The sequence below is a fragment of the Algoriphagus aquaeductus genome (genome assembly GCF_003253485.1).
Lineage (GTDB): Bacteria > Bacteroidota > Bacteroidia > Cytophagales > Cyclobacteriaceae > Algoriphagus > Algoriphagus aquaeductus.
Window position 1 is genome coordinate 69,907 of the sequence record NZ_QKTX01000014.1, and the last position, 21,010, is coordinate 90,916.

At 46.5% G+C, this 21,010-nt stretch carries 17 protein-coding genes; 13 read left to right on the top strand and 4 right to left on the bottom strand.

Annotation, left to right across the window (positions count from 1 at the left end; translation table 11 throughout):
- Positions 1–52 precede the first annotated feature (52 nt).
- Entirely contained in the window at positions 53–1,222 is a 1,170-nt protein-coding gene (locus CLV31_RS16895; protein WP_111394202.1) for a sialidase family protein, read from the bottom strand.
- Between the two features lie 264 nt (positions 1,223–1,486).
- On the opposite strand from CLV31_RS16895, the gene CLV31_RS16900 reads away from it, so the two are divergent.
- Positions 1,487–3,730 carry a TonB-dependent receptor family protein gene (locus CLV31_RS16900; protein WP_111394204.1) on the top strand — a complete coding sequence of 748 codons (2,244 nt, stop codon included), beginning with the start codon at positions 1,487–1,489 and terminating at the stop codon, positions 3,728–3,730.
- Positions 3,731–4,037: 307 nt separating this feature from the next.
- A complete protein-coding gene (locus CLV31_RS16905) occupies positions 4,038–4,619 on the top strand; it encodes a hypothetical protein (RefSeq protein WP_146250918.1) in 582 nt (193 codons plus the stop codon).
- Between the two features lie 99 nt (positions 4,620–4,718).
- On the opposite strand, the gene CLV31_RS16910 is transcribed toward CLV31_RS16905, so the two are convergent.
- Positions 4,719–5,288: a hypothetical protein gene (locus tag CLV31_RS16910; RefSeq protein WP_146250919.1), complete on the bottom strand. Its 570-nt coding sequence runs from the start codon at positions 5,286–5,288 to the stop codon at positions 4,719–4,721.
- A gap of 147 nt (positions 5,289–5,435) precedes the next feature.
- Here CLV31_RS16910 and CLV31_RS16915 point away from each other — a divergent pair, with 147 nt between their 5' ends.
- The 4 genes from CLV31_RS16915 to CLV31_RS16930 all read left to right on the top strand — a co-directional run bounded on the left by CLV31_RS16915 (position 5,436) and on the right by CLV31_RS16930 (position 11,727).
- On the top strand, positions 5,436–7,490 hold the full coding sequence (locus CLV31_RS16915; protein WP_111394210.1) for a tetratricopeptide repeat-containing sensor histidine kinase: 2,055 nt from the start codon (positions 5,436–5,438) through the stop codon (positions 7,488–7,490).
- On the top strand, positions 7,491–8,240 hold the full coding sequence (locus tag CLV31_RS16920) for a LytR/AlgR family response regulator transcription factor (RefSeq protein ID WP_111394212.1): 750 nt from the start codon (positions 7,491–7,493) through the stop codon (positions 8,238–8,240).
- Between the two features lie 100 nt (positions 8,241–8,340).
- Positions 8,341–9,996, top strand: coding sequence for a sulfatase family protein (locus CLV31_RS16925; protein WP_245943430.1), 1,656 nt, complete (start codon positions 8,341–8,343; stop codon positions 9,994–9,996).
- A 39-nt stretch (positions 9,997–10,035) separates the two neighbouring features.
- Complete coding sequence (locus tag CLV31_RS16930; RefSeq protein WP_111394217.1) at positions 10,036–11,727, top strand: sulfatase family protein; 1,692 nt, start codon at positions 10,036–10,038, stop codon at positions 11,725–11,727.
- Between the two features lie 151 nt (positions 11,728–11,878).
- Here CLV31_RS16930 and CLV31_RS16935 read toward each other — a convergent pair whose 3' ends face one another.
- The gene (locus CLV31_RS16935) at positions 11,879–12,316 is read right to left on the bottom strand and encodes an RrF2 family transcriptional regulator (protein ID WP_111394302.1); all 438 of its coding nucleotides are present in this window, start codon (positions 12,314–12,316) and stop codon (positions 11,879–11,881) included.
- Positions 12,317–12,428: 112 nt separating this feature from the next.
- Positions 12,429–12,980: a fasciclin domain-containing protein gene (locus tag CLV31_RS16940; protein ID WP_111394219.1), complete on the bottom strand. Its 552-nt coding sequence runs from the start codon at positions 12,978–12,980 to the stop codon at positions 12,429–12,431.
- A 496-nt stretch (positions 12,981–13,476) separates the two neighbouring features.
- On the opposite strand from CLV31_RS16940, the gene CLV31_RS16945 reads away from it, so the two are divergent.
- Genes CLV31_RS16945 through CLV31_RS16975 form a run of 7 tightly spaced genes read left to right on the top strand, consistent with a single transcriptional unit; the run spans position 13,477 to position 21,008 of the window.
- Positions 13,477–14,814 (top strand): MFS transporter, encoded by a 1,338-nt coding sequence (locus CLV31_RS16945; RefSeq protein ID WP_111394221.1) that lies wholly within the window; start codon positions 13,477–13,479, stop codon positions 14,812–14,814.
- A 13-nt stretch (positions 14,815–14,827) separates the two neighbouring features.
- Positions 14,828–15,883, top strand: coding sequence for an MFS transporter (locus CLV31_RS16950; RefSeq protein WP_111394223.1), 1,056 nt, complete (start codon positions 14,828–14,830; stop codon positions 15,881–15,883).
- Positions 15,884–15,895: 12 nt separating this feature from the next.
- The gene (locus tag CLV31_RS16955) at positions 15,896–18,112 is read left to right on the top strand and encodes a molybdopterin oxidoreductase family protein (protein WP_111394225.1); all 2,217 of its coding nucleotides are present in this window, start codon (positions 15,896–15,898) and stop codon (positions 18,110–18,112) included.
- A gap of 18 nt (positions 18,113–18,130) precedes the next feature.
- Complete coding sequence (locus CLV31_RS16960) at positions 18,131–18,703, top strand: 4Fe-4S dicluster domain-containing protein (protein WP_111394227.1); 573 nt, start codon at positions 18,131–18,133, stop codon at positions 18,701–18,703.
- A 14-nt stretch (positions 18,704–18,717) separates the two neighbouring features.
- The gene (locus CLV31_RS16965) at positions 18,718–19,224 is read left to right on the top strand and encodes a QcrA and Rieske domain-containing protein (RefSeq protein ID WP_111394229.1); all 507 of its coding nucleotides are present in this window, start codon (positions 18,718–18,720) and stop codon (positions 19,222–19,224) included.
- 11 nt (positions 19,225–19,235) lie between these two features.
- Positions 19,236–19,490 (top strand): DUF6755 family protein, encoded by a 255-nt coding sequence (locus CLV31_RS16970; protein WP_111394231.1) that lies wholly within the window; start codon positions 19,236–19,238, stop codon positions 19,488–19,490.
- A gap of 24 nt (positions 19,491–19,514) precedes the next feature.
- Positions 19,515–21,008, top strand: coding sequence for an MFS transporter (locus tag CLV31_RS16975; RefSeq protein ID WP_111394233.1), 1,494 nt, complete (start codon positions 19,515–19,517; stop codon positions 21,006–21,008).
- The last annotated feature ends 2 nt before the right edge of the window (positions 21,009–21,010 follow it).

The window sequence follows — 21,010 nt, forward strand, 5'->3', positions numbered from 1 at the left end:
TAAATCAAAAAAGCCTGACTCCAGATCGAACTTGGTGTCAGGCTTTTTGACTTTATTCTTTCCAGCGAATGGTTTTGAAAACGATTTGGCGATAGTTGTCTCGCTCGTAAAGAATTCCCAAGGTCGAGTCATCCAATCTGATCAAGTCTGAGTAGGCTGTCCAAGGAAGTTTTTTGGGATCGGAAGTGGAATCTACGGGGATACTTTGGGTCCATGATTTACCTTCATCGTGGCTGATTTTGATTGTTAGGTGGTTTCGGTCGTTTGGATCCGAAGCGTTGGAGTGGGCCAAGATGGTTTTTCCGTCTTTTTCTCCGATATCTAGAATAGACGCTTGGTTGACAGGATCCGGGAGTTGTGGTTCAAAGTATTGCTCATCCCAGGTTTTACCTCCGTCAGAGGAAAAAGCAAGAATTCGCTGTCGGATGTCTCCTTTTTGATTTCGGGTACTCATGATCATTCGACCGTTGGAGAGTTCGGCGGCGATGGATTCATTTCCTCCCGGAAAATGCAGGGATTCCGAAATTCCAAAACTTTTCCCTTGGTTATCGGTGAAGAATCCATGCGCTTGGTATTCGGCAAATTGATCCTGAGGAGGTCCGGAGGAATGATTGGCCGCCACAAAAATCCGACCTGCAAATGGCCCTTTTTGAAATTGAAAAGCATGACCCGGCGTATTGGCGTAGCTTCTCCAGTCCTCTTTGAATGTGTAGGCTGGATCGAATGCAGGATGGTTGGGTCGGTGAACTTGCAAGGTGATATTTTCAGGCTCAGTCCAGGTTTTGCCCAGATCAAAAGACTTGATTAGCCAAACTTCCCTTACCCCTTTGTTCATTCGGATGTCATATTCATGGTTATTACCGGTGTTGTAAAACAGAAAAACAACCCCTTTGGGATAATTGGGGTCAAAAAGATCCACGACCGGTGCGGGATTTCCTGCCTGGAGTGTGTCATAATCCACCAGAGTTTGGATGTCAGACCATGAATTTCCCTGGTCCCGGCTTCGTTTCATCACCAGATTCACATCGCCATAATCATCACTGCCATGTACCCGACCTTCGGCAAAGGCCAATAAATCTCCGTTGGGAAGAGCAATAATAGCCGGGATTCGGTAGTTGGCGTGCCCTTCTTTTCCTCCTTCGAAGACGGTCTTCCAATCTTGGGAATGGCCAGTAAGCGTGAAAAGGAAGGATAATACCGAGAGAATAAGGCGTGAGTTCATAAGTTTTTTCTTTGAAAGCTGAGGGGTTTGATGGAAATGGGATGTCTTTCTATTGTGGTAAAGCGGGTTTTTGGCTCTGACTTAGTGGATTTCCAAATCAGCAAAGAATCGGTAATTCTACCCGACGAATTTCTGTCAAAATGGTGGGTAAAAAGAAATTGAATTTTTAATTAGAAAAAGTCTAAATAAAGATTGCGCTGTTTCAATTTGGTCCTTAAGTTTGCGTCGTTATTTAAACTAAGTCTAGATAAAGATTTATATTATATGAAATTAATTTACTTGCTCGCCGGGCTTTTATTGGTTCAAGTGCAAAGTGTATTTGCTCAAAAAGTTGAGTTAGATTCTATTAAAACCAATGAATTGACTTTCGTGACCATTGTGGGTGATAGGGGGAAGTCAATCCCAGGGTCTGGTCTATACATCAACAAGGCTAAACTGGAGCAATTGAATCAGCCCAATATCAATAATGTGTTGCGGGTAGTTCCCGGAGTCAATATCAGGGATGAAGAAGGATTTGGACTTAGGCCAAACATTGGATTAAGGGGTACTCCGGTAAACAGAAGCGCAAAAATCACCCTGATGGAGGATGGAATCTTAATGGCACCTGCCCCCTATTCAGATCCTTCGGCCTATTACTTTCCCACATTTGCCCGAATGCAGGGGGTGGAAGTGCTCAAAGGGAGTAGCCAAATCAAATATGGCCCTTACACTATCGGAGGGGCAGTCAACCTGATTTCCACAGCTATCCCTGATTCGTTTTCAGGATTTGCTCAGGTGTCCTATGGAAGCTTCAACACCAATCAACAAAGAGTATGGGTGGGAGATAGTCATCAGAATTTCGATTATGTATTTGAGGTCAACAGGATTGCCAGTGATGGATTCAAAGAGTTGACCAACGGGGCAAATACCGGATTTGACCGAAGGGATGTCATGGGTAAACTTCGCTGGCATACCCGTGAAGATGCAGTCGTGCCGCAATCTGTGACTTTGAAATTTGTCAATAGTTCAGAGGAAGGAAATGAGACCTATTTGGGTTTGACTTATCAGGATTATCAGGCTAATCCTAGGAGGAGATATGCGGGCACCCAGCGGGATATTTTGGATATGTCTCACCAGCATCTTTCTCTTACTCACTCCGTCAGACCGGCCAAAGGTCTTGTGATCAATACCACCGGCTACTATGCTACCACTTTCAGGGATTGGGCTAGGGCCAACAGCTTTGGTGGTCAGGGAATCAATGCGATACTCAACAATCCCTCAGCACAAATGACTGCCTATCAAATCATGACAGGTCAGGCCAATGGGGCTGTGGATTATCAAAGTGCCGCCAGGACGTATTTTTCAAAAGGATTGCAGTGGAATGCTGCTTATGGTTTCTCAACTGAGAAAATTTACCATACGATTCAGGTAGGGATACGCTTGCATGCCGATCAAGCAGACCGATTTGCGACCCGTTCGACTTATGCTATGACCGATGGCACCATGATTCTTACCAATGCCGGAGTCAAAGGAAATCAGGAAAACCAATTGAGGGATGCGCAAAGCCTTGCTGCCTATCTGAATTATGACGTTCAATTTGATAAACTAAAAATTAGCCCTGGATTCCGGGTTGAAAAAATCGATTTCCAATTCCAAAATTTCGGCAATGCCGACAATGCAAGATTAGGTACAGCCCTTAGATCAGCTGAAAATGGATTGTCCATTTTTCTGCCCGGAATTGGATTTACCTACGATGTCAACCAAGATCTGAATTTGTTTGCCGGAGTCCACAGAGGATTCTCTCCTCCAGGTATGCCTTCCGTGTCCTCGACCACCGGACAGGCCAAAGTGGAAACTTCCGTGAATTACGAGTTAGGCTACCGGTTTGAAAAAGAGGGATTTTCTTCTTCCTTGACCGGATTTTTGAATAATTATGACAACATCTTGGGCTCTGACAATATTTCCGGAGGCGGAGCAGGTACTGGAGATATGTTTAATGCCGGTAATGCCAAAATTCAAGGGATTGAGTTCAGTTTGAGCTATGATTTGTTGCATACCAAAGGTCAGGAAAATAAGGTCAGACTGCCGGTTTCCATTGCCTACACTTACACCTCAGCCAAATTTCAGGACACCTTTGTCAACGGTGGAGGAGATTGGGGAAGCGGACAGATCAACCGGGGAGATTTTATTCCATTCATCACTCCACAGCTGATTTCAGGGATCATCGGTTTCGAATCAGGTAGATTCAATGCAAATCTGATCGCAAGATATACCGGCGAAACCCGGGTCAAGCCAGGTCAGGGTGAGGTTATTTATCCGTCCGACATCGTGGCTTTCTCAGATGTAAATGCCTTGAGAGAGTTTTTGATTATGGATTTGTCAGCCAATTACAGAGTAAAAGGAGGCCTAACGGCATTCTCTACCGTGAATAATTTGACCAACAGTAAGGCAATTGTTGCTAACCTGCCTCAGGGATATCGACCAAATTTACCACTCAGCTTAAATTTGGGTTTGAAGCTGCAATTTTAAGAAGTAGCAGCTTCTCCAAAGAATTAAAAAACCTGCCCATAGGCAGGTTTTTTTGTGTCTAAATTTCAAAAAATCCGCATAGAGCTAGCAGTATGTTTTATTTCTACGGGATCTTGGCACGCCCACATTCGAGGGTGGATGGAGATTGGATCTGGAGATAGTGACTTTTAATCAATAAGAAGAGGCAAAAAATAAATCTGGATGGCAGACTTTCAGGATTTGATTGATTTTGAATCTACTGAAGCCAGGCAGAGCTTCAAAAGGACTCCGCCCAGCGCTTATCCTCATCAAACCAAATCTTGTTCTCATGAAGACCTCCGCTCTTTTTTTACTTCTCTCCTTGTTGGCTTTGGCCTCCTGTAGCCCTACTTCAGATGATCCCCAGCCTCAGGCTGAAGGCTTTGTCCGATTCAAGGTGGATGGTGTTCAAAAAGAATTCAAAGTCACCAACACGCCTATGGGCTTTACCTTCGATGCCAATGGTCCCGTTTATGTAGCGACCTCGGTCGTACTGGGGCCCGGCTCCGATGGGACAAAAAATTTTCTGAATATGGCCCTTCGGAATGAGACGCTTTTTCAATCCGGGGTGGAGTATCAGATGCAAAACCCGATCAATTACAAAGGTGTACCCATGGTCAGAATCCTGCTGACTTATGCCAATGAATCGGGTCAGATATTCAATGCGACCCTATTCCAGCAGGCCATTCCAGGAATCAAAGTGACCGACGATGCCCGATGGAAATTCACCAAGATCACTGACAATTGGGTGGAGGGAACTTTTGAAGGAGTGCTACTTGGTCCATTTTCTCCTACTTCCGGAAGAGGAAATACAGAATTGAAAATCACGGAAGGACAATTTAGCATGGCCCTGCTGAAGAGTTTGCCTTGAGTGACAGGGAAAAAAGATCAACTGTAAAATCCCTGTCAATCTTCCGGTTCATCCTGACTTGACAGGGATTTTTTTCAGATAACTTTTTGCAAAAGGGTCTTAGAGTTTGACCGAAATACCCAGATTCAGGAAGGCAATTCCATAACCCAACTCTGCAAATCCGGCCACTTTTTCTGAAAAATAATACCGAGCCCCGCCAAAAATGGTCAATCCTGCAGTATTCCCAAAGTTGCCTCCCGAACCTGTATTCATGCCTGAATTGTCTTCATAGCTGTAGTTCAATAGGTTGAAACTCGCCATTAATCCTGCATACACGTCGAGCTTTTCATTGGGGATCTTCGAAAAGTGAAAGGCTCCCCGCGCACCGATGATGGTGTAGTTCCATTTGGATTTGGCAGTAAAGCCTCCGGAGGAAGTCTCATAGCCAAAAGACTTGTATCCCAGATAACCTCCCAAGCTGATCACCCCTACATCGCCTGCCTCTGCGATCCCCTGCTCATACATGAGGCTAATGCCCGGGATCTGAGAGCTGTAATCGAAGCTACCCAGCGAACTGCCCACTCCGATTCCGAGTGAGGCGACTTTGTCAGATTTGGTAAAGCTTTGGGCGTGACCAAGAAACGGAATCAATAGCCCAAGGGAGAAAATCAGGTAAAAGAGCTTTTTCATAGTGATGGAAATAAAGTGAATCGGAAGTTGCTGTTTCACCGATTCACTTTCCATTCGGAATGAGTCATTGCTCTAATTCACTTATTTTTTGAGCTTTATCTCGTGATTTTTGAAAAAAGACCTATTTTAAAATTCATTTTGAGCGCAATGAAATTCTTTTTGGCATCGGTATTCCTCATTTTTTCTTCCTGGCCATCCTTTGGTCAGCAGACTTTGGATTCCCTGAATAGACTCTTGCGGGATGGAAGTCTTCCCGATACTTCCAAAGTCCATGTTTACAACGAACTTTCCTGGGAGTGGGCCGGAAAGGATCCAAAAGTGGGACTGCGGTATGCAGATTCGGCTTTTTACCTGGCCCAAACGATTCGGTTTGAGTCGGGAAGAATAGCGGCTCTCAACCGTAGAGGGGTGAATTATTGGTATTCCGGACAGGATTCGCTGGCTGTTTTGGCGTACGAGGAAGTGCTCGCTTACCATCAGCAGCAAGGCAACCTCAAAGGTCAGGCGACTACGATCAACAACATCGCTTTGCTGCATTACAATGGGGGCGAATATCGACTTGCACTGGAAAATCATCAACAGGCATCCCGGATATTCGAACAACTTGACCTTCGCAAAAATCTGATCAACAGCCTGTCTAATGAGGGGGTAGTCTTTCTGGCGCTTTCGGACTATCCGAGGGCTTTGGAGTTATTTCTGAAAGCCTTGTCAAAAACTGAAGACGAAGACATTTGGGAAAAGGGAAATGTGCTGAACAATCTTGGGCTCGTCAATAAAAATCTGGGAGATTATGCCCAAGCCAAAAGCTTTTACAGCCAGGCCCTTGACCACTACAGAAAAACGGAAAACCAACAGTCAGAAGCCTTGGCGCTCGGAAATCTCAGTGCGGTGGCCCAGCTTCAAAAGGACTTCCCTCAGGCTCAGACTTACCTCGAAAATGCCCTTCAGATTAATCGGAAAATCGGAAACCCCCGCCGGATTGCTTCGGATTTTTCATCGATGGGTAATCTGCTTTTAGCCCAAAATCAACCTAACCAGGCCCATCTATTCCTTGATTCTGCCCGGATTCTTTACCAAAATCTCGAGGAAAACCTCAGTCTTTCATCCGTTCTGCTTCAATTGGCTAAGGCCAAAGAAAAATTGGGCGAAAACCCGAGGACATTGTTGGAACTTGAGCAAAAAGCGCTGCGCTCGGCCCAAAAGTCCGGCGCTCTTGATGCTCAGCAGAGTGCTTGGCTGGCCCTATCCACACGGGAGGAGCAACTGGGAGATTTTCGCCAAAGTCTGGTGTCTTTCCGCCAAGCGACACTTTTCAAAGACAGCATTTTCAATCAGGACAATGAAAAAAAGCTCATGCGGGCCCAACTGGGGTACGAATACGACCTGAGGGAAAAAGATCTTAAGGCTGGGTTTGATATCGAGCGAAGTCTGTTGGAATCCGAAAAGCAACGCGAACAACTCAAGGCGGGATTGATGCTTCTGGGCATTGTGGCTGTTTTGATCATTTCCGGGTTGGTTGTTTTCTTAATCCGTCGTCAAAATCAGGTGAGGCAGGAAAAACTGGAGGCCGGATTCAGAGCAAGGATGACCGAACTCGAACTGAAAGCGCTCAAGGCACAGATGAATCCCCACTTTATCTTCAATGCGCTGAGCTCGATCAGTAATTTTCTGCTGAAAAACCAGGCTCAGGAAGCTGACCGCTACCTGACCAAATTTTCCAGACTGATCCGCAGGATTTTGGAATATACCGAGGTCCGGGAAATCTCAGTTGCGGAAGAGATTGACCTTTTGCAGGATTACATTGCGCTGGAGGCACTCCGTTTGGGAAAAGAAGTGGATTTTCAGATCAACAATCCTGAGGAATTGGATTTGAATCAGGTGATGATTCCGCCACTTCTGCTTCAGCCCTTGGTGGAGAATAGCCTCTGGCATGGTATTTCCAAATCCGATCTGCCGGGGGTGATCAAGCTTGGGATTCATCCTCAGCCGGATTGTCTGATTCTGACCCTTCGGGATAATGGAGGCAGTGAGCGGGAATCAGTCAAAATCACCCAAAAGGCCACTTCCATGGGGATGGGATTGGTCAAAAGCCGCCTCGAGAATCTACTGGCTCCCCAGTCTGAGGGCACTTGGACCTTGCTTTGGGAAAAGCTCACCGATGGATTTGAAGTCAAAGTCAAACTTGCTAAACCTGCGCTCTAAATGATCCGATCTGTCATCATCGAAGATGAAAAAAACAGTGCCGAAAGACTCCGATTACTGTTGGAGCGGGATCATTTTGCGGAGGTCGAAGTCCTCGCTTGGCTCAAAACTATGGATGAGGCAGTCACATTTTTGACCGGACATGAAGTGGATTTAGTCTTTCTGGATGTGGAAATCCAAGATCGAACCGCTTTTGAGCTTTTGGAAAAACTGCCCAAAATCGACTTCAAAATCATCTTTACCACAGCTCATCAAGAATATGCGCTTAAGGCCATCAAAGTCTCTGCCTTGGATTACCTGCTCAAGCCCATAGATGCAGAGGAGCTGGCAGAAGCTTTAGGGAAAGTGGGCAAAAAGTCCGTTCAGGATGAGAAGAAAGCCATTCTTTCCCTATTGCAAGATTGGAATCCCCTTCGCAAACTTCCCGAAAAACTCGCTCTTCCTTCTGTCAACGGGATTGAGTATGTGCCGATTTCGGAGCTGATCCGATGTCAGGCGGATGTGAACTACACGCATTTTTTTCTCAAAGACGGACGAAAAATCACAGTAGCCAAAACACTCAAAGAATTTGAAAATCAACTCCGCGATCACGACTTTTTCCGGGTGCACAATTCACATCTGATCAATCTTCGGGAGGTTCGGTTTTACCACAAGGGAAAAGGCGGCACATTACAACTTCAGGACGGCTCGGAAATCGAAGTGGCATCCCGTCGCAAAGAGGAGCTCATGGAGGCCTTAGGGAAAATCTGATCGGGATAGATGGTTGAACGGTTTTAGGACTTGGGATAAAAATCTTACTTTGAGGATCTCAACTTAAGCATTGACTATGAAAAATCATTTTGGACTATGGATGATTCTTGGACTAATTTTTTCCTGCCAATCCCAAAAAGAAAAGAAGCAAGACCGGCCTAATATCATCTTCATCATGTCCGATGATCATGCCTATCAGGCCATTTCGGCCTATAGCAATCAATTAATCGAGACGCCAAATATCGACCGAATTGCCAAGATGGGGATGCTCTTCACCAATGCTACCGTGACCAATTCGATCTGTGCACCCAGCCGGGCTACGATTTTGACCGGCAAGCACAGTCATCTAAATGGGAAAATTGATAATGATTTCCCATTCGATACCACCAATGTGACTTTTCCCCAGCTTTTTCAAGAGGCAGGCTATCAGACGGCGATGTTTGGCAAGCTTCATTTCGGAAACAATCCCAAAGGTTTTGATCAGTTTAAGATTTTACCGGGTCAGGGTGCCTATTACAATCCCGATTTTATCACCAAAAACGAGGGAAATATCAAAGTCGAAGGCTACGTCACGGACATTATCACCGACATGACCTTGGATTGGCTGCAAAATGAGCGCAAGGCCGATCAGCCTTTCTTGCTGTTCTACTTGCACAAGGCGCCACATCGGGAGTGGCTTCCTGCAGAAAGACATATCTCAGATTTTGCAAAGCGGACTTTCCCGGAGCCTGCCACGCTTTTTGACGATTATTCCGGTCGAGGACGAGCGGCCAAAGAAGCCGAAATGAATCTGCTGAAGCACATGAACTGGGCGGGTGATTCCAAGATTTACCCCGAGGTAATGGATGAATTGGGTATTCCGGATGCCAGCGGATGGGATAAGGGAGCATTTAATCGGGAAGTAGGCCGCTTAAATCCTTCCCAGCGCGCCAATTGGGATGCCGTCTATGGACCGATGAATGAAGAATTCAAAAAGGCTTTTCCCACCATGACAGAAAAGGAAAAAATGCAATGGCGCTATCAGCGCTACATGCAGGATTACCTGGGGACGATTCAGGCCGTGGATGAAAATGTCGGTCGGGTCCTTGATTATTTGGAACAAAATAATCTGATGGAAAATACCATCATCGTGTACACTTCTGACCAGGGATTTTACCTGGGAGAGCACGGTTGGTTTGACAAGCGCTTTGTGTACGATGAAAGCTTCAAGACGCCTTTACTCGTAGCCTGGACCGGAAAAGTAAAAGCCGGAAGCCGTACCGACGAAATGGTACAGAATCTGGACTTTGCCCAGACCTTTTTGGAAGCTGCAGGAATTCCTGCTCCTGCAGATATGCAAGGAGAAAGTTTGGTTCCGCTTTTGACGGGAAATACTGAAAAATGGACCCGGGATGCGGTGTATTATCACTTTTACGAGTACCCCTCCGTGCACATGGTGAAGCGTCATTACGCGATCGTGACCAAGGAATACAAACTGACGCATTACTACTTTGATACCGATGAGTGGGAGCTGATTGACCGGATCAAGGATCCTCAAGAATTGAAAAATGTGTATGAAGATCCTGCCTACGCCGAAATCAAGGCAGAATTGCATCGGAAACTCGATGGATTGAGAGAAAAATACGGGGACAGCAAAGAGCTGAGTCAGCAATACTTAGACAAATACCTGGATCGCTTGGAGCAGACCCAGCAATTTGGGAATGCAAACAAGGAGGTCGTCAAACAAATTTTGGAAAACCGGAAAAAGTCGAATTAATCGAATAAAACGGTATTTTCCACGCTAAACCCAGCACCCATGAAAAAGATCAGACTTAGACTCCTTCTTGCTTTTGGCCTTTCCATATTCTTTTCCTGCAAATCCCAAGAGGAAAAGAAGCAAGATCGACCGAATATCATCTTTATCATGTCTGACGATCATGCCTATCAGGCCATTTCGGCTTATGATAATCGGCTGATGGAGACGCCGAATATTGACCGTATCGCCAAGATGGGGATGCTTTTTACCCAAGCTTCGGTGACCAATTCCATCTGTGCTCCCAGTAGGGCGACGATTTTGACAGGCAAGCACTCTCACTTGAATGGGAAAATTGACAATCATTTCCCTTTTGATACCACCAACGTGACTTTTCCCCAGCTTTTGCAGCAGGCAGGCTATCAGACTGCGATGTTTGGTAAACTTCACTTTGGCAACAATCCCAAGGGTTTTGACCAGTTTAAGATTTTGCCGGGACAGGGTTCCTATTACAATCCGGACTTTATCACCAAAAATGAAGGCAATATAAAGGTCGAGGGCTACGTGACCGATATCGTCACTGACATGACTTTGGATTGGTTGGAAAAAGAGCGAAAGGCCGATCAGCCATTCATGCTGATGTACTTGCATAAGTCCCCACATCGGCCTTGGCTGATGGCCGAGCAACACATGGAGGAGTTTACCCGGCGGACTTTTCCGGAGCCGGCCACGCTTTTTGACGATTACTCTGGACGCTCCTCCCCTGCCAGCGAGGCTGAAATGAATATTCTCACACACATGGGTTGGTCGGGAGACAATAAGCTGAGCCCCGAGATTATTAAAAAACTGGGCATTGCCGATGTGGGTGGATATGATTCGATTCGGTACAAAAGTGAATTCGCCCGATTTACACCTGCTCAAGCCGAAAATTTCCGAAAATACTATGGTCCGATCGAGGAGGAATTTGTGAAGAACTATCCGTTGATGACTGATGAAGACAAGATGCGCTGGAAATATCAGCGCTATATGCAGGATTATTTGGGGACGATCAAAGCCGTGGACGAAAATGTCGGTCGACTTCTCGACTACCTCGAGGCGAATAATCTGATGGAAAACACGATCATCGTTTACACTTCGGACCAAGGTTTTTATCTGGGCGAGCACGGCTGGTATGACAAGCGATTTGTCTATGACGAGTCTTTCAAGACGCCGCTTTTGGTGGCCTGGCCCGGAAAGACTCAGCCAGGAACCCGCTCTGATGCGTTGGTTCAGAATTTGGACTTTGCACAGACCTTTTTGGAGGCGGCAGGAGTGCCTGCCCCGGGTGAAATGCAAGGGGAGAGTATGATTCCGCTTTTGACGGGCAATACAGAAAAATGGACGCGGGATGAAGTGTACTACCACTATTACGAATATCCTGCCGAGCACATGGTCAATCGCCACTACGCCATCGTGACCAAGGAATACAAGTTGATCCACTATTATTTTGTGGAGGACGAATGGGAATTGATTGATCGGATCAAGGATCCTCAGGAGCTGAAAAATGTCTACAACGATCCGGCTTATGCTTCGGTGAAAAAAGACCTTCATACCCGATTGGAGGCTCTTCGGGTAAAATACAAAGACAGCGCAGAGATCAGTCAGGGATATATTGACAAGTTGCTGGAAGATGCAGATCAGGGAAAAGTCTGGGGGATAAACAAGGAGCGGGCAGAAGAAATCCGTAATCGGAGAACCAAGGTTGAAAGCCGCTAAGCGGAAAAAGTAAGCAATCCGGTATCCTGCTTTTCCGAAAGCAGGAATCAAAAATGGTTGAATGTCTCATGCTTACTCAGCAAACCGGTTTGAGTCAGCTGAGGATTAGCTAATTCCAGGATCCGGAAAAGGCAGACTGAAATAAGAGGTCTTAAACCAATTCGGCCAGTCGTGTATTTCCTTTGATCACTTCCACCGCCAGCTGTTTCATGCTTTTGGCTGTCAGCATGTGGTCGATTTCTGTTCTGACTTTGACTACTTCAAAGTGGAGCGGACAGGGATTTTTTTCAGAACATCGGGGCAGCCCCAAGCTACAGCCAGCAAATAGTTGATCCCCGTCTATGGTTTTGACTACATCTTTTAAGGTGTATTTGGCATGTGATTCATCTGCGAAAAAACCTCCATTTGGACCTTTGATAGAGCCGACAATTTTTGCCTTGGTAAGTAGCTGGAGGATTTTGGCTGTAAAGGCTTCCGGGGCTTCTATATTGGCTCCTATTTCCTTGGCACCGACCTTACGGTCTTCAAGGCTTTGAGTCCAAATGTAGATGACTGATTTAATGGCGTATTTGGTGGCTTGAGAAAACATTTGGGGTGAATTTAATCCGAAATATAGGCTGAGGATACCAAGAAAAAAACCGGATGTCACATACATCCGGTATTTTCAACAAAAACCATAACAACCTTGTTTTAACCCATTTTTATTTTGGTAGCAGGACTTGATCTACTACATGGATGATTCCATTGGAGGCGGAGACGGTCCCGATGATTTTGGCTCCATTGATTGTGACATTGCCGTCTTCAGCCACAGTCACACTGACGGATCGTCCGTCTGCAGTACCGAGATTCCTTCCGTTGACAAAATCGCCGGGTTTGTATACGCCCAAAAGCACGTGATACTCGAGAATATCTCGGAGTTTTCGTTGGTTTTCCGGCTTGACCAAGTCATCCAAAGTCCCGGCAGGCAAGGCATCAAAAGCGGTGTTGGTCGGTGCAAAAACAGTGAATGGGCCTACATTAGTCAGGGCATCCACATAATTAGCCGCCTGCAGAGCTGCCACCAGTGTACTGTGATCTGAAGAACCAAGGGCTACTTGGACGATGTTGGGATTGGATACATTATCCAAAACCGCGGACTGCCCTGGACCAGGCGAGGTGCCGACTGCAGTTGTATTACTGTCTGAAGCCTGACCGCCACAAGACCAGAGGGTCAGGGCCAGAAGTAAGGATGGGAGATAAAGCAACTTTTTCATGGTGCGGGGAGATAAGATGTTGGATTTTTAAGGGTTCATTGCCTGAATTGTTCTGAATGAATGGTCAAAAGTAATTTCGAAAATAATAAAAGACAATTAAATCCTTTATTATTTTTCATTTTAAATAATAATTTATTTTAATGAGTTAAATAAGATTTTTTTATTGGATATAGATATCCTATATAGAATTAGTTTGAATTCATCAGGGTGGGATGGAAGTTTTAAAAAAATATTCAGGATCCTGATTTTTATCATGTATTCGGCAGATGGCCTCCTATACCTTCGGCCCATATTTCACTGGTAAAAGTCGTGGCTAGGATCGGATCAATCTAAAAAATAAGAACTGGCGAACCGAGATTCCTGCTAGTGTCCTGTCCGTGAGAAATAATTAATATACTAAATCGAGCAGGGGTGAGCTTCCCTCTTGAGTTGATTATCCCAGTGCATACCTGCCAAGAAAGGCAGGTCTATCCTTTGAAAAATAAATCAGAAATCGATGAAAACTTGGCTGACAGTTTGGGAACCGGAAAATGAATCATTTTGGAACTCTCAAGGGAAAAATATCGCCTGGCGTACGCTGACCATCACGACAATCTCCTTGGTGCTTTCTTTTGCTACTTGGTTTATGGTCAGTGCCATCGTCACCAGACTGGATGGCGTGGGATTTAAATTTACCTCCAATCAACTCTTTTGGCTGGCCGCTTTGCCGGGACTTGCGGCAGGTACGCTCCGGATCATCCACACGTTTTTGATCCCTATTTATGGGACTCGGCATGTGATCACCATTTCTACTTTTATTAAACTGATTCCGGTCATTGGTTTTGGTCTGGCGGTCATGGACCCGAATACACCTTATTGGGTTTTTGTCGTATTGGCACTTACGGCAGGATTTGGGGGTGGTGATTTCTCTTCCTACATGCCTTCTACCAATTTATTTTTTCCCTCAAGACTGAAGGGTGCAGCTTTGGGAATTCAGGCCGGGATCGGCAATTTCGGTGTGAGCCTGGCCCAATTTATGACTCCCATGATGCTGGGAGTGGCGCTTTATGGCGGTCCTCAGGTTTTTTCAAAAATCAACCTGGCAGGTGACTGGATCCAATCGGAAATCTACCTTCAGAGTGCTGCTTTTTGGTATGCTCCTTTACTCATCATTGTTGGGGTTCTCTGCTGGTTAATGCTCAAAAGCATCCCGATCAAATCCAGCTTTCAGGAGCAGCTTGGAATTTTCAAGGATAAGCATACCTGGTATTGCACGGTGATTTACTTCATGACCTTTGGAACTTTCGCAGGGCTATCTGCCGCATTTCCACTTTTGCTCAAGTCAGTTTACAGCCCATTTGATCCTAGTTTGGATCCTTTGAAATATGCCTTTTATGGTCCTTTGATCGGTTCGGCTGCCAGGGTGGCTTTTGGTTTTGTTGCGGATAAAACAGGGGGTGCCATTTTGACGACGATCTCCGGAATCGGACTTTTGGTTTGCACTTTAGCTATTATTTTCTTTAACTTATTAGAGCCAAGTGGAATTGATCAAATGGGTCTTTTCATCACCGTGATGTTGTTATTGTTCTTTTTCACCGGAATTGGCAATGCTTCTACCTTCAAGCAATTCCCGGTGATTTTCAAGCACAACCCGATCCATGCCTCCGGTGTCATTGGTTGGACCGCTGCCATTGGCGCCTATGGTCCCTTTATATTTTCTCTTGCCATCAGTGCCTTTATGGGTGCTACCGGAAATGCGACCGGTTTCTTTCAAATACTAGCGGTTTTCCTTGTCATCGCTACCGGAATCAATTGGTTTTTCTACAACCGAAAAGGGGCTGAAAGACCTTGTTAAACCCATCTTACCCATGATTCGACTCCTCCAAACCCTCAACAAAATGGCACTGATCAAGGCCTCGATTGCAGCTATTGCAATCATGGTCTTGGTATTTGTCGGCTCCAGAAATCTCCAGAATTTTGACGCGGCACTCATTGCCTACCTGTTGGGGACGGTGTTTGCTGTTTTTGGGATTGCGTATCGCTATTCCGTTTGGCTACAGCGGCCACCTACGCGATTGTATTGGAGACGAAGCATACAGTTTTTGTTCAGTAGGGATTTCCCTTTTTACCTAGTCCGGAGTGTCAGGCTGTTTTTTCAAAATATTCTCTTCCAACGATTTATCTACCATCGTAGTAGGACCCGATGGATCGGCCATTTTCTCTTGGCCACGGGCTGTTTGATTGCATTTGCGGTGACGATCCCCTTGACTTTGGGCTGGATTCACTTTGAGTTTAAGCCAGGCAATGACACGATTTATTATGCAAAAGTTTTTGGGTTTGAAGCAGGGTCTTTTGAGCTGGGTTCATTCATTGCATTTATGGCTTTCCATGCTTTGGTATGGTGCTCGGTCCTGGTGACGATCGGAGCGGTGATGATGATGAAGCGCCGATTGACAGACGGGGGATTGATCGCTACACAGACCTTTGAGGGAGATTGGCTGCCCCTGGTGTTGCTGATTGCGATCTCTATTACTGGCTTGGGAATATCATACGATTATACTTTTCTCCAGGGAAAAACCTACCAATTCATGGCTGTAACCCATGCAGTGACAGTCATCCTGTTTTTGGTTTGGATTCCTTTTGGGAAGTTTTTCCACATCTTCCAGCGGCTGGCACAGCTGGGGGCCAATCTTTATCGCTATGAAGGGAAAAAGCGTGGAATGGCGGTCTGCCCTCATACCAAAGAGGAGTTTGCGACTCAGCTACATATCGATGATCTCAAGGACGTTACCAAAGAATTGGGTTTCGATTTCACCCTGAAAAACGGGAATAGTCATCTGGACTTAAGTCCGGAAGGCAAGCGGGCTGCATTGGCCAAAGCACATTTTGAAGCAAGAAAAAATGCCGGAGCTTTCTTCGGATAAAAATACCAGACCATGGCAAAATTACCTACCTCAGTAGATTCGATTATCGAGCAATACGGCCCACACAAAGGCTATACGCCCAAAGAGGGCTTTCAGGGGGTTCATGAACCCGATAAGTTGGTCAAAACCCACTGCTGCTTTTGTGGGATGCAATGCGGGATACAGCTCAAAGTCAAGGACAACAAGGTAGCAGGCTTTGAACCTTGGATGGAGTTTCCTTTCAATGAAGGAAGGCTTTGTCCGAAGGGTGTGCAGCGTTATCTGCAAAACAATCACCCCGATCGTCTTCTGCATCCGATTCGCCGAGTAGAAGGAAAAGGCTTTGAACAGACTTCCTGGGAAGAAGGCATGAGTAAAACAGTCAGTGAAATCCAACGCATCCAAAACACCCATGGTCGTGATGCCTTTGCTATGCTTTCTGGCGTGTCTCTAACCAATGAAAAGAGCTACATGGTGGGTAAGTTTGCCCGGGTTGCCTTGAAAACCGCCAATCTCGATTACAATGGTCGACTCTGCATGGTCAGTGCCGGTGCCGGAAATAAAAAGGCCTTTGGTCTGGATCGTATTTCCAATTCCTGGGAGGACCTGAAGCATGCGGAAGTGATCATCATTGCCGGAACCAACATCTCCGAGACTTTCCCTACACTGACGCATTACATTTGGCAGGCACGTGACAACGGAGCCAAACTCATTGTGGTCGATCCTCGGGTGACGCCGATTGCCCGTACCGCAGACTTGCATCTCCCCGTTCGTCCGGGTGGAGATTCAGCACTTTTTGGTGCCATGCTCAAGATTCTGGCGGATAATGACTGGCTGGATCATGATTTTATAGACAATTACACTTCTGGTTTCCAGGAATCCATCGACGCCGTAAAGGATTACGATCTGGCTTGGGCGGAAGAGAAAACAGGGATTCCTGCTGCCAAAATCCAGCTGGCCGCTGAGTGGTGGGGTAAAGCTAAAACCAGCTTTCTCCTGCATGCCCGAGGCATAGAGCATCATACCAAAGGCGTGGACAATGTGCTCAGTTGCATCAATTTGGTGCTGGCTACCGGCCGAATCGGAAAGCCTTACTGCGGCTATGGTACCATCACCGGGCAGGGTAATGGTCAAGGTGGCCGGGAGCACGGCCACAAGTGCGATCAGCTTCCTGGCAACCGAGACATTACCAATCCGGAGCATCGAAAATACATCGCAGATGTCTGGGGAATCGACGAAAAAGATATGCCGGGTAAAGGCCTTTCTGCTTATGAAATCATCGAAGCTATCCATCGTGGAGAAATCAAAGGCTTGATTACCATTTGCTTCAATCCCCTGGTGTCTTTACCCAATAATAATTTTGTGCGGGAGGCTTTGGAAAAGCTGGAATACTACGTAGCCATCGATTTTTTCCTCAATGAGACGGCGCGTCACGCGGACTTGATCTTGCCCGGGTCGCTTCATGAGGAAGAGGAGGGGACCGTGACTACTGCCGAAGGCCGAGTGGTCAAAATCAACCAAGCGATTACACCTCCAGGTGAGGCTCGTAAAGACAGTGCGATTCTGATGGAATTGGCGCGTAGACTTGGTGCAGGGGACAAGTTTGCTTATGAGAAAGCTGAAGACATCTTTAATGAACTCCGAGTGGCTTCCAAAGGTGGAACGGCGGATTACTTTGGGATCACCTATGAGAAAATCGAGAAAAACATGGGTGTGTTCTGGCCCTGTCCATCCGAAGATCATCCGGGTACTCCAAGGCTTTGGGAGGATAAAAAATTCAGGACCCCTGACGGAAAAGCTCACTTCAACCCAGTTCCCTATCGCGAACCATCCGAAGTCGTGGACAAAGAATACCCTGTCGTCATGACTACCGGTCGGGTGGTGTCTCAATACCTAAGTGGATCACAAACCCGCCGGATCGGCAAACTCGTGGATCAATATCCGGAGCCACTTCTGGAAATTCATCCCAAGCTCGCCTACCAATATGGGATCAAGGATGGAGATCAGGTGACGGTGAAAACCCGTCGTGGAGAAGCAACTTTCCCAGCGCAACTGGTAGAAACCATTCGGGAGGATACTGTTTTCATCCCTTACCACTGGGGAGGAAAGCATTCAGCCAATCAGCTCACCATCGGCACATTGGATCCCGTGAGTAAAATCCCCGAGTTCAAAGTCTGCGCTTGTCAGCTGATCCCGACAGGCAAAATGGCTTCCGTGAAAGTAAAAGAAACAGCCTATCAAAGTTTTTAACCTAACGACCCTTTAACCATGCAAAACCCTCAATACAATCAGCAGATGGAGTTTTTCATCGACATGCAGCGCTGCATTGGCTGCCATGCCTGTGAGATGGCCTGTGCTGAGTGTGAAACCAACGGACAGGAGAGCATGATTCACATTCACTATGTGGAGCGCGCGGTCTCTGTACAGACCACGGTACAGGTGTGTATGCACTGCGAAGATCCGGTCTGCGCCAATGTTTGCCCGGCAGATGCCATCACCAAAGACGATTTTGGAGTAGTGCACACCGCCAATACTTCCCGCTGCATCGGCTGCTCCAACTGTGTGTTGGCATGTCCTTTTGGTGTGCCAAAGAAAGAAGAGAAAGCCGAACTGATGATGAAATGCAACATGTGCTACGATCGGACCAGCGCCGGTAAAAAGCCGATGTGCGCAACCGTATGTCCCAGTCAGGCGCTTTTCTACGGAACACGTGAGGAAATCGAAAAGCTCAGGCCCAACAGTACTCCGGTCAATAAATTTCTTTTTGGCCAGGAACAAGTCAATACCAAAGTCAATATCATGATGCCAAAGGGCAGCACCGAATTGAGAATACACGAATAAAATTACCCTGCACTATGTCCAAAGATCCTAATCAGGAAATCCCAAAATGGAAACAGGATTTCCCAATTGAGCAAAAAGAAGCCACACACGTTTCCAGGAGGGAGTTTGCCAAGTTTCTGACCCTGCTTTCCGGAGCTTTGGCAGTAGGCAATACTGCCATTGTGGTCAAATCTCTGGCCTTTCCTGAAAAGCCTCTGATCGGAGAGCATCCGATCTGCTTGGAGTCACAGGTAGCTGAAGGAGAGTCTTTCCAGTTTGAGATTGAAGGTTCCAAGACGATTCCTTACCTGCTGATCAATCTCGGAGAGGGAGAGTGGAGGGCGTTTGAGCAAAAATGCACCCACCTCTCCTGTGCGGTAAAATACCGACATGATATTGGGCAGATCGAGTGTCCATGCCACAAGGGTTATTTCAATGCCCGTACGGGTGATGTGATCCAGGGGCCTCCTCCCAGACCGCTTCCGCAGTTGGAGGTCGTGATCCGTGAAGGTCAAGTATTTGTCAAAGCCCAAACCGTCTAAATACAAAAGCCATGAGTGATTTTAGACAATCTCAAAACGAGGCGCATCCCAATAAAACCAATACTCTGATGACGGGGATCATTCTTTTGTTGATCCTGTTTGTCACGATTCAGATTTGGTTTCTGTTTGGTGCGCTCAATAATGCCCTTCAGGAAAATCTCAATTTTGCGATTACTACCGCAGTAGGTTCCTTGGTTTTTGCCTTCGCTTCCTTTTGGCTTCTGCGGTATCTTCCGGATCCTATCAAAAAAAGAAAGAAAAAGTAACCCATCTCACCAAATCCCAGGATCATGAGTGAAGCTATTCCTTCCGGCGCCCATCGGATCTTATTCCTCAATACCCTTGCATTTACCCTATGCTTTGCTGCCTGGACCTTCAATGGGGTCATGGTGACGTTTCTTGTAGACAATGGCATCTTTGACTGGAGTCAAGTCCAAATCGGATGGCTTTTGGGAATACCGATTTTGACAGGTTCGGTAATGAGGCTTCCACTTGGTATTTTGACTGACAAATATGGGGGGAAGTGGATTTTCGTAGGCCTTCTTTTGCTCACGGCTATTCCCATGTTTTTACTCAGTTTTACTGATTCCTTTGCTTGGTATGCGGTGATGAGTTTTGGGTTTGGACTGGCGGGGGCAGGATTTGCTGTGGGTATCGGTTATACTTCCGTGTGGTATCCCAAGCATTGGCAAGGACGTGCGCTTGGAATATTCGGTGCCGGTAATGCCGGTGCGGCCATTACTACTTTGCTGGCACCGACTCTGCTCAATACTTTCACCGGCCATGGCCAAAATCCAGACGCATGGAAAACGCTCCCCATGATCTATGCGGCCGTTTTGGTTGGGATGGCTGTGCTTTTTGCCCTGTTGGCAAAAAATAAGAAACCAGCCGTCTCTACCCGAACAATGGCACAAACGCTCAAACCACTGGGAAATATTCGGGTATGGAGATTTGGGCTGTATTACTTTTTGGTATTCGGGTGTTTTGTGGCGTTTTCCCAATGGCTTGTTCCGTACTTTACCAATGTGTATGGTACGAGTTTGGTGATTGCCGGGCTATTTGCTTCACTTTTTAGCCTTCCTTCCGGGGTCATTCGAGCATTGGGCGGGTGGATGAGTGATAAATTTGGAGCCAGAAAAGTCATGTTTGGGGTGTTCAAATGGTCTATTGCCATCAGTGCGCTGCTGATGATTCCAAAAATGGAAATCTTTTCTCCCGGAAAAGGGATCAATGCGACCCAAAAAGGCACGGTCGCAGAGGTTACAGAAACTGCTGTGGTGATGGAAAATGGTAAAATATATACCTATTCCCCCAAAACTGCACAGCAGGAAATCAAAGCCGAAATAGCGCCAATCTTTCCTAAAAAGTCCTCTTGGCAAGAACCCTTTGTCAAGCCAGGCGATCAGGTAGAAAAAAAGCAACTGGTGGTCAAAGGGATTACCCGAATCAATTTTGAAGCGAACATGTGGGTCTTTGCTGTGCTGACGCTGGTGGTAGGGATCGTGTGGGGGATAGGCAAAGCTTCGGTATACAAGTTTATCCCGGATTATTTCCCCAATGAAGTCGGTGTTGTGGGAGGGATGGTCGGCGTGATCGGGGGATTGGGTGGGTTCTTTTGTCCCATTCTATTTGGATACCTGCTTGAGGGAACCGGGCTTTGGACCAGTAGCTGGATGTTGATGCTGGGCTTGTCCATTCTTTGCTATTTCTGGATGTCCAAAGTAGTCAAAGCCATCCTGAAGCGTCATGCCCCGGAACTTTCAGATAGAATCGATCATCATTAAGC

Bases quoted from the DNA above. Each gene is read 5' to 3' on its own strand.
- CLV31_RS16935 (WP_111394302.1), bottom strand. From the start codon at position 12,316: ATGTTTTCTCAAGCCACCAAATACGCCATTAAATCAGTCATCTACATT.
- CLV31_RS16950 (WP_111394223.1), top strand. From the start codon at position 14,828: ATGATTCGACTCCTCCAAACCCTCAACAAAATGGCACTGATCAAGGCC.
- CLV31_RS16915 (WP_111394210.1), top strand. From the start codon at position 5,436: ATGAAATTCTTTTTGGCATCGGTATTCCTCATTTTTTCTTCCTGGCCA.
- CLV31_RS16920 (WP_111394212.1), top strand. From the start codon at position 7,491: ATGATCCGATCTGTCATCATCGAAGATGAAAAAAACAGTGCCGAAAGA.
- CLV31_RS16960 (WP_111394227.1), top strand. From the start codon at position 18,131: ATGCAAAACCCTCAATACAATCAGCAGATGGAGTTTTTCATCGACATG.
- CLV31_RS16965 (WP_111394229.1), top strand. From the start codon at position 18,718: ATGTCCAAAGATCCTAATCAGGAAATCCCAAAATGGAAACAGGATTTC.
- CLV31_RS16900 (WP_111394204.1), top strand. From the start codon at position 1,487: ATGAAATTAATTTACTTGCTCGCCGGGCTTTTATTGGTTCAAGTGCAA.
- CLV31_RS16925 (WP_245943430.1), top strand. From the start codon at position 8,341: ATGATTCTTGGACTAATTTTTTCCTGCCAATCCCAAAAAGAAAAGAAG.
- CLV31_RS16895 (WP_111394202.1), bottom strand. From the start codon at position 1,222: ATGAACTCACGCCTTATTCTCTCGGTATTATCCTTCCTTTTCACGCTT.
- CLV31_RS16905 (WP_146250918.1), top strand. From the start codon at position 4,038: ATGAAGACCTCCGCTCTTTTTTTACTTCTCTCCTTGTTGGCTTTGGCC.
- CLV31_RS16970 (WP_111394231.1), top strand. From the start codon at position 19,236: ATGAGTGATTTTAGACAATCTCAAAACGAGGCGCATCCCAATAAAACC.
- CLV31_RS16955 (WP_111394225.1), top strand. From the start codon at position 15,896: ATGGCAAAATTACCTACCTCAGTAGATTCGATTATCGAGCAATACGGC.
- CLV31_RS16940 (WP_111394219.1), bottom strand. From the start codon at position 12,980: ATGAAAAAGTTGCTTTATCTCCCATCCTTACTTCTGGCCCTGACCCTC.
- CLV31_RS16930 (WP_111394217.1), top strand. From the start codon at position 10,036: ATGAAAAAGATCAGACTTAGACTCCTTCTTGCTTTTGGCCTTTCCATA.
- CLV31_RS16975 (WP_111394233.1), top strand. From the start codon at position 19,515: ATGAGTGAAGCTATTCCTTCCGGCGCCCATCGGATCTTATTCCTCAAT.
- CLV31_RS16945 (WP_111394221.1), top strand. From the start codon at position 13,477: ATGAAAACTTGGCTGACAGTTTGGGAACCGGAAAATGAATCATTTTGG.
- CLV31_RS16910 (WP_146250919.1), bottom strand. From the start codon at position 5,288: ATGAAAAAGCTCTTTTACCTGATTTTCTCCCTTGGGCTATTGATTCCG.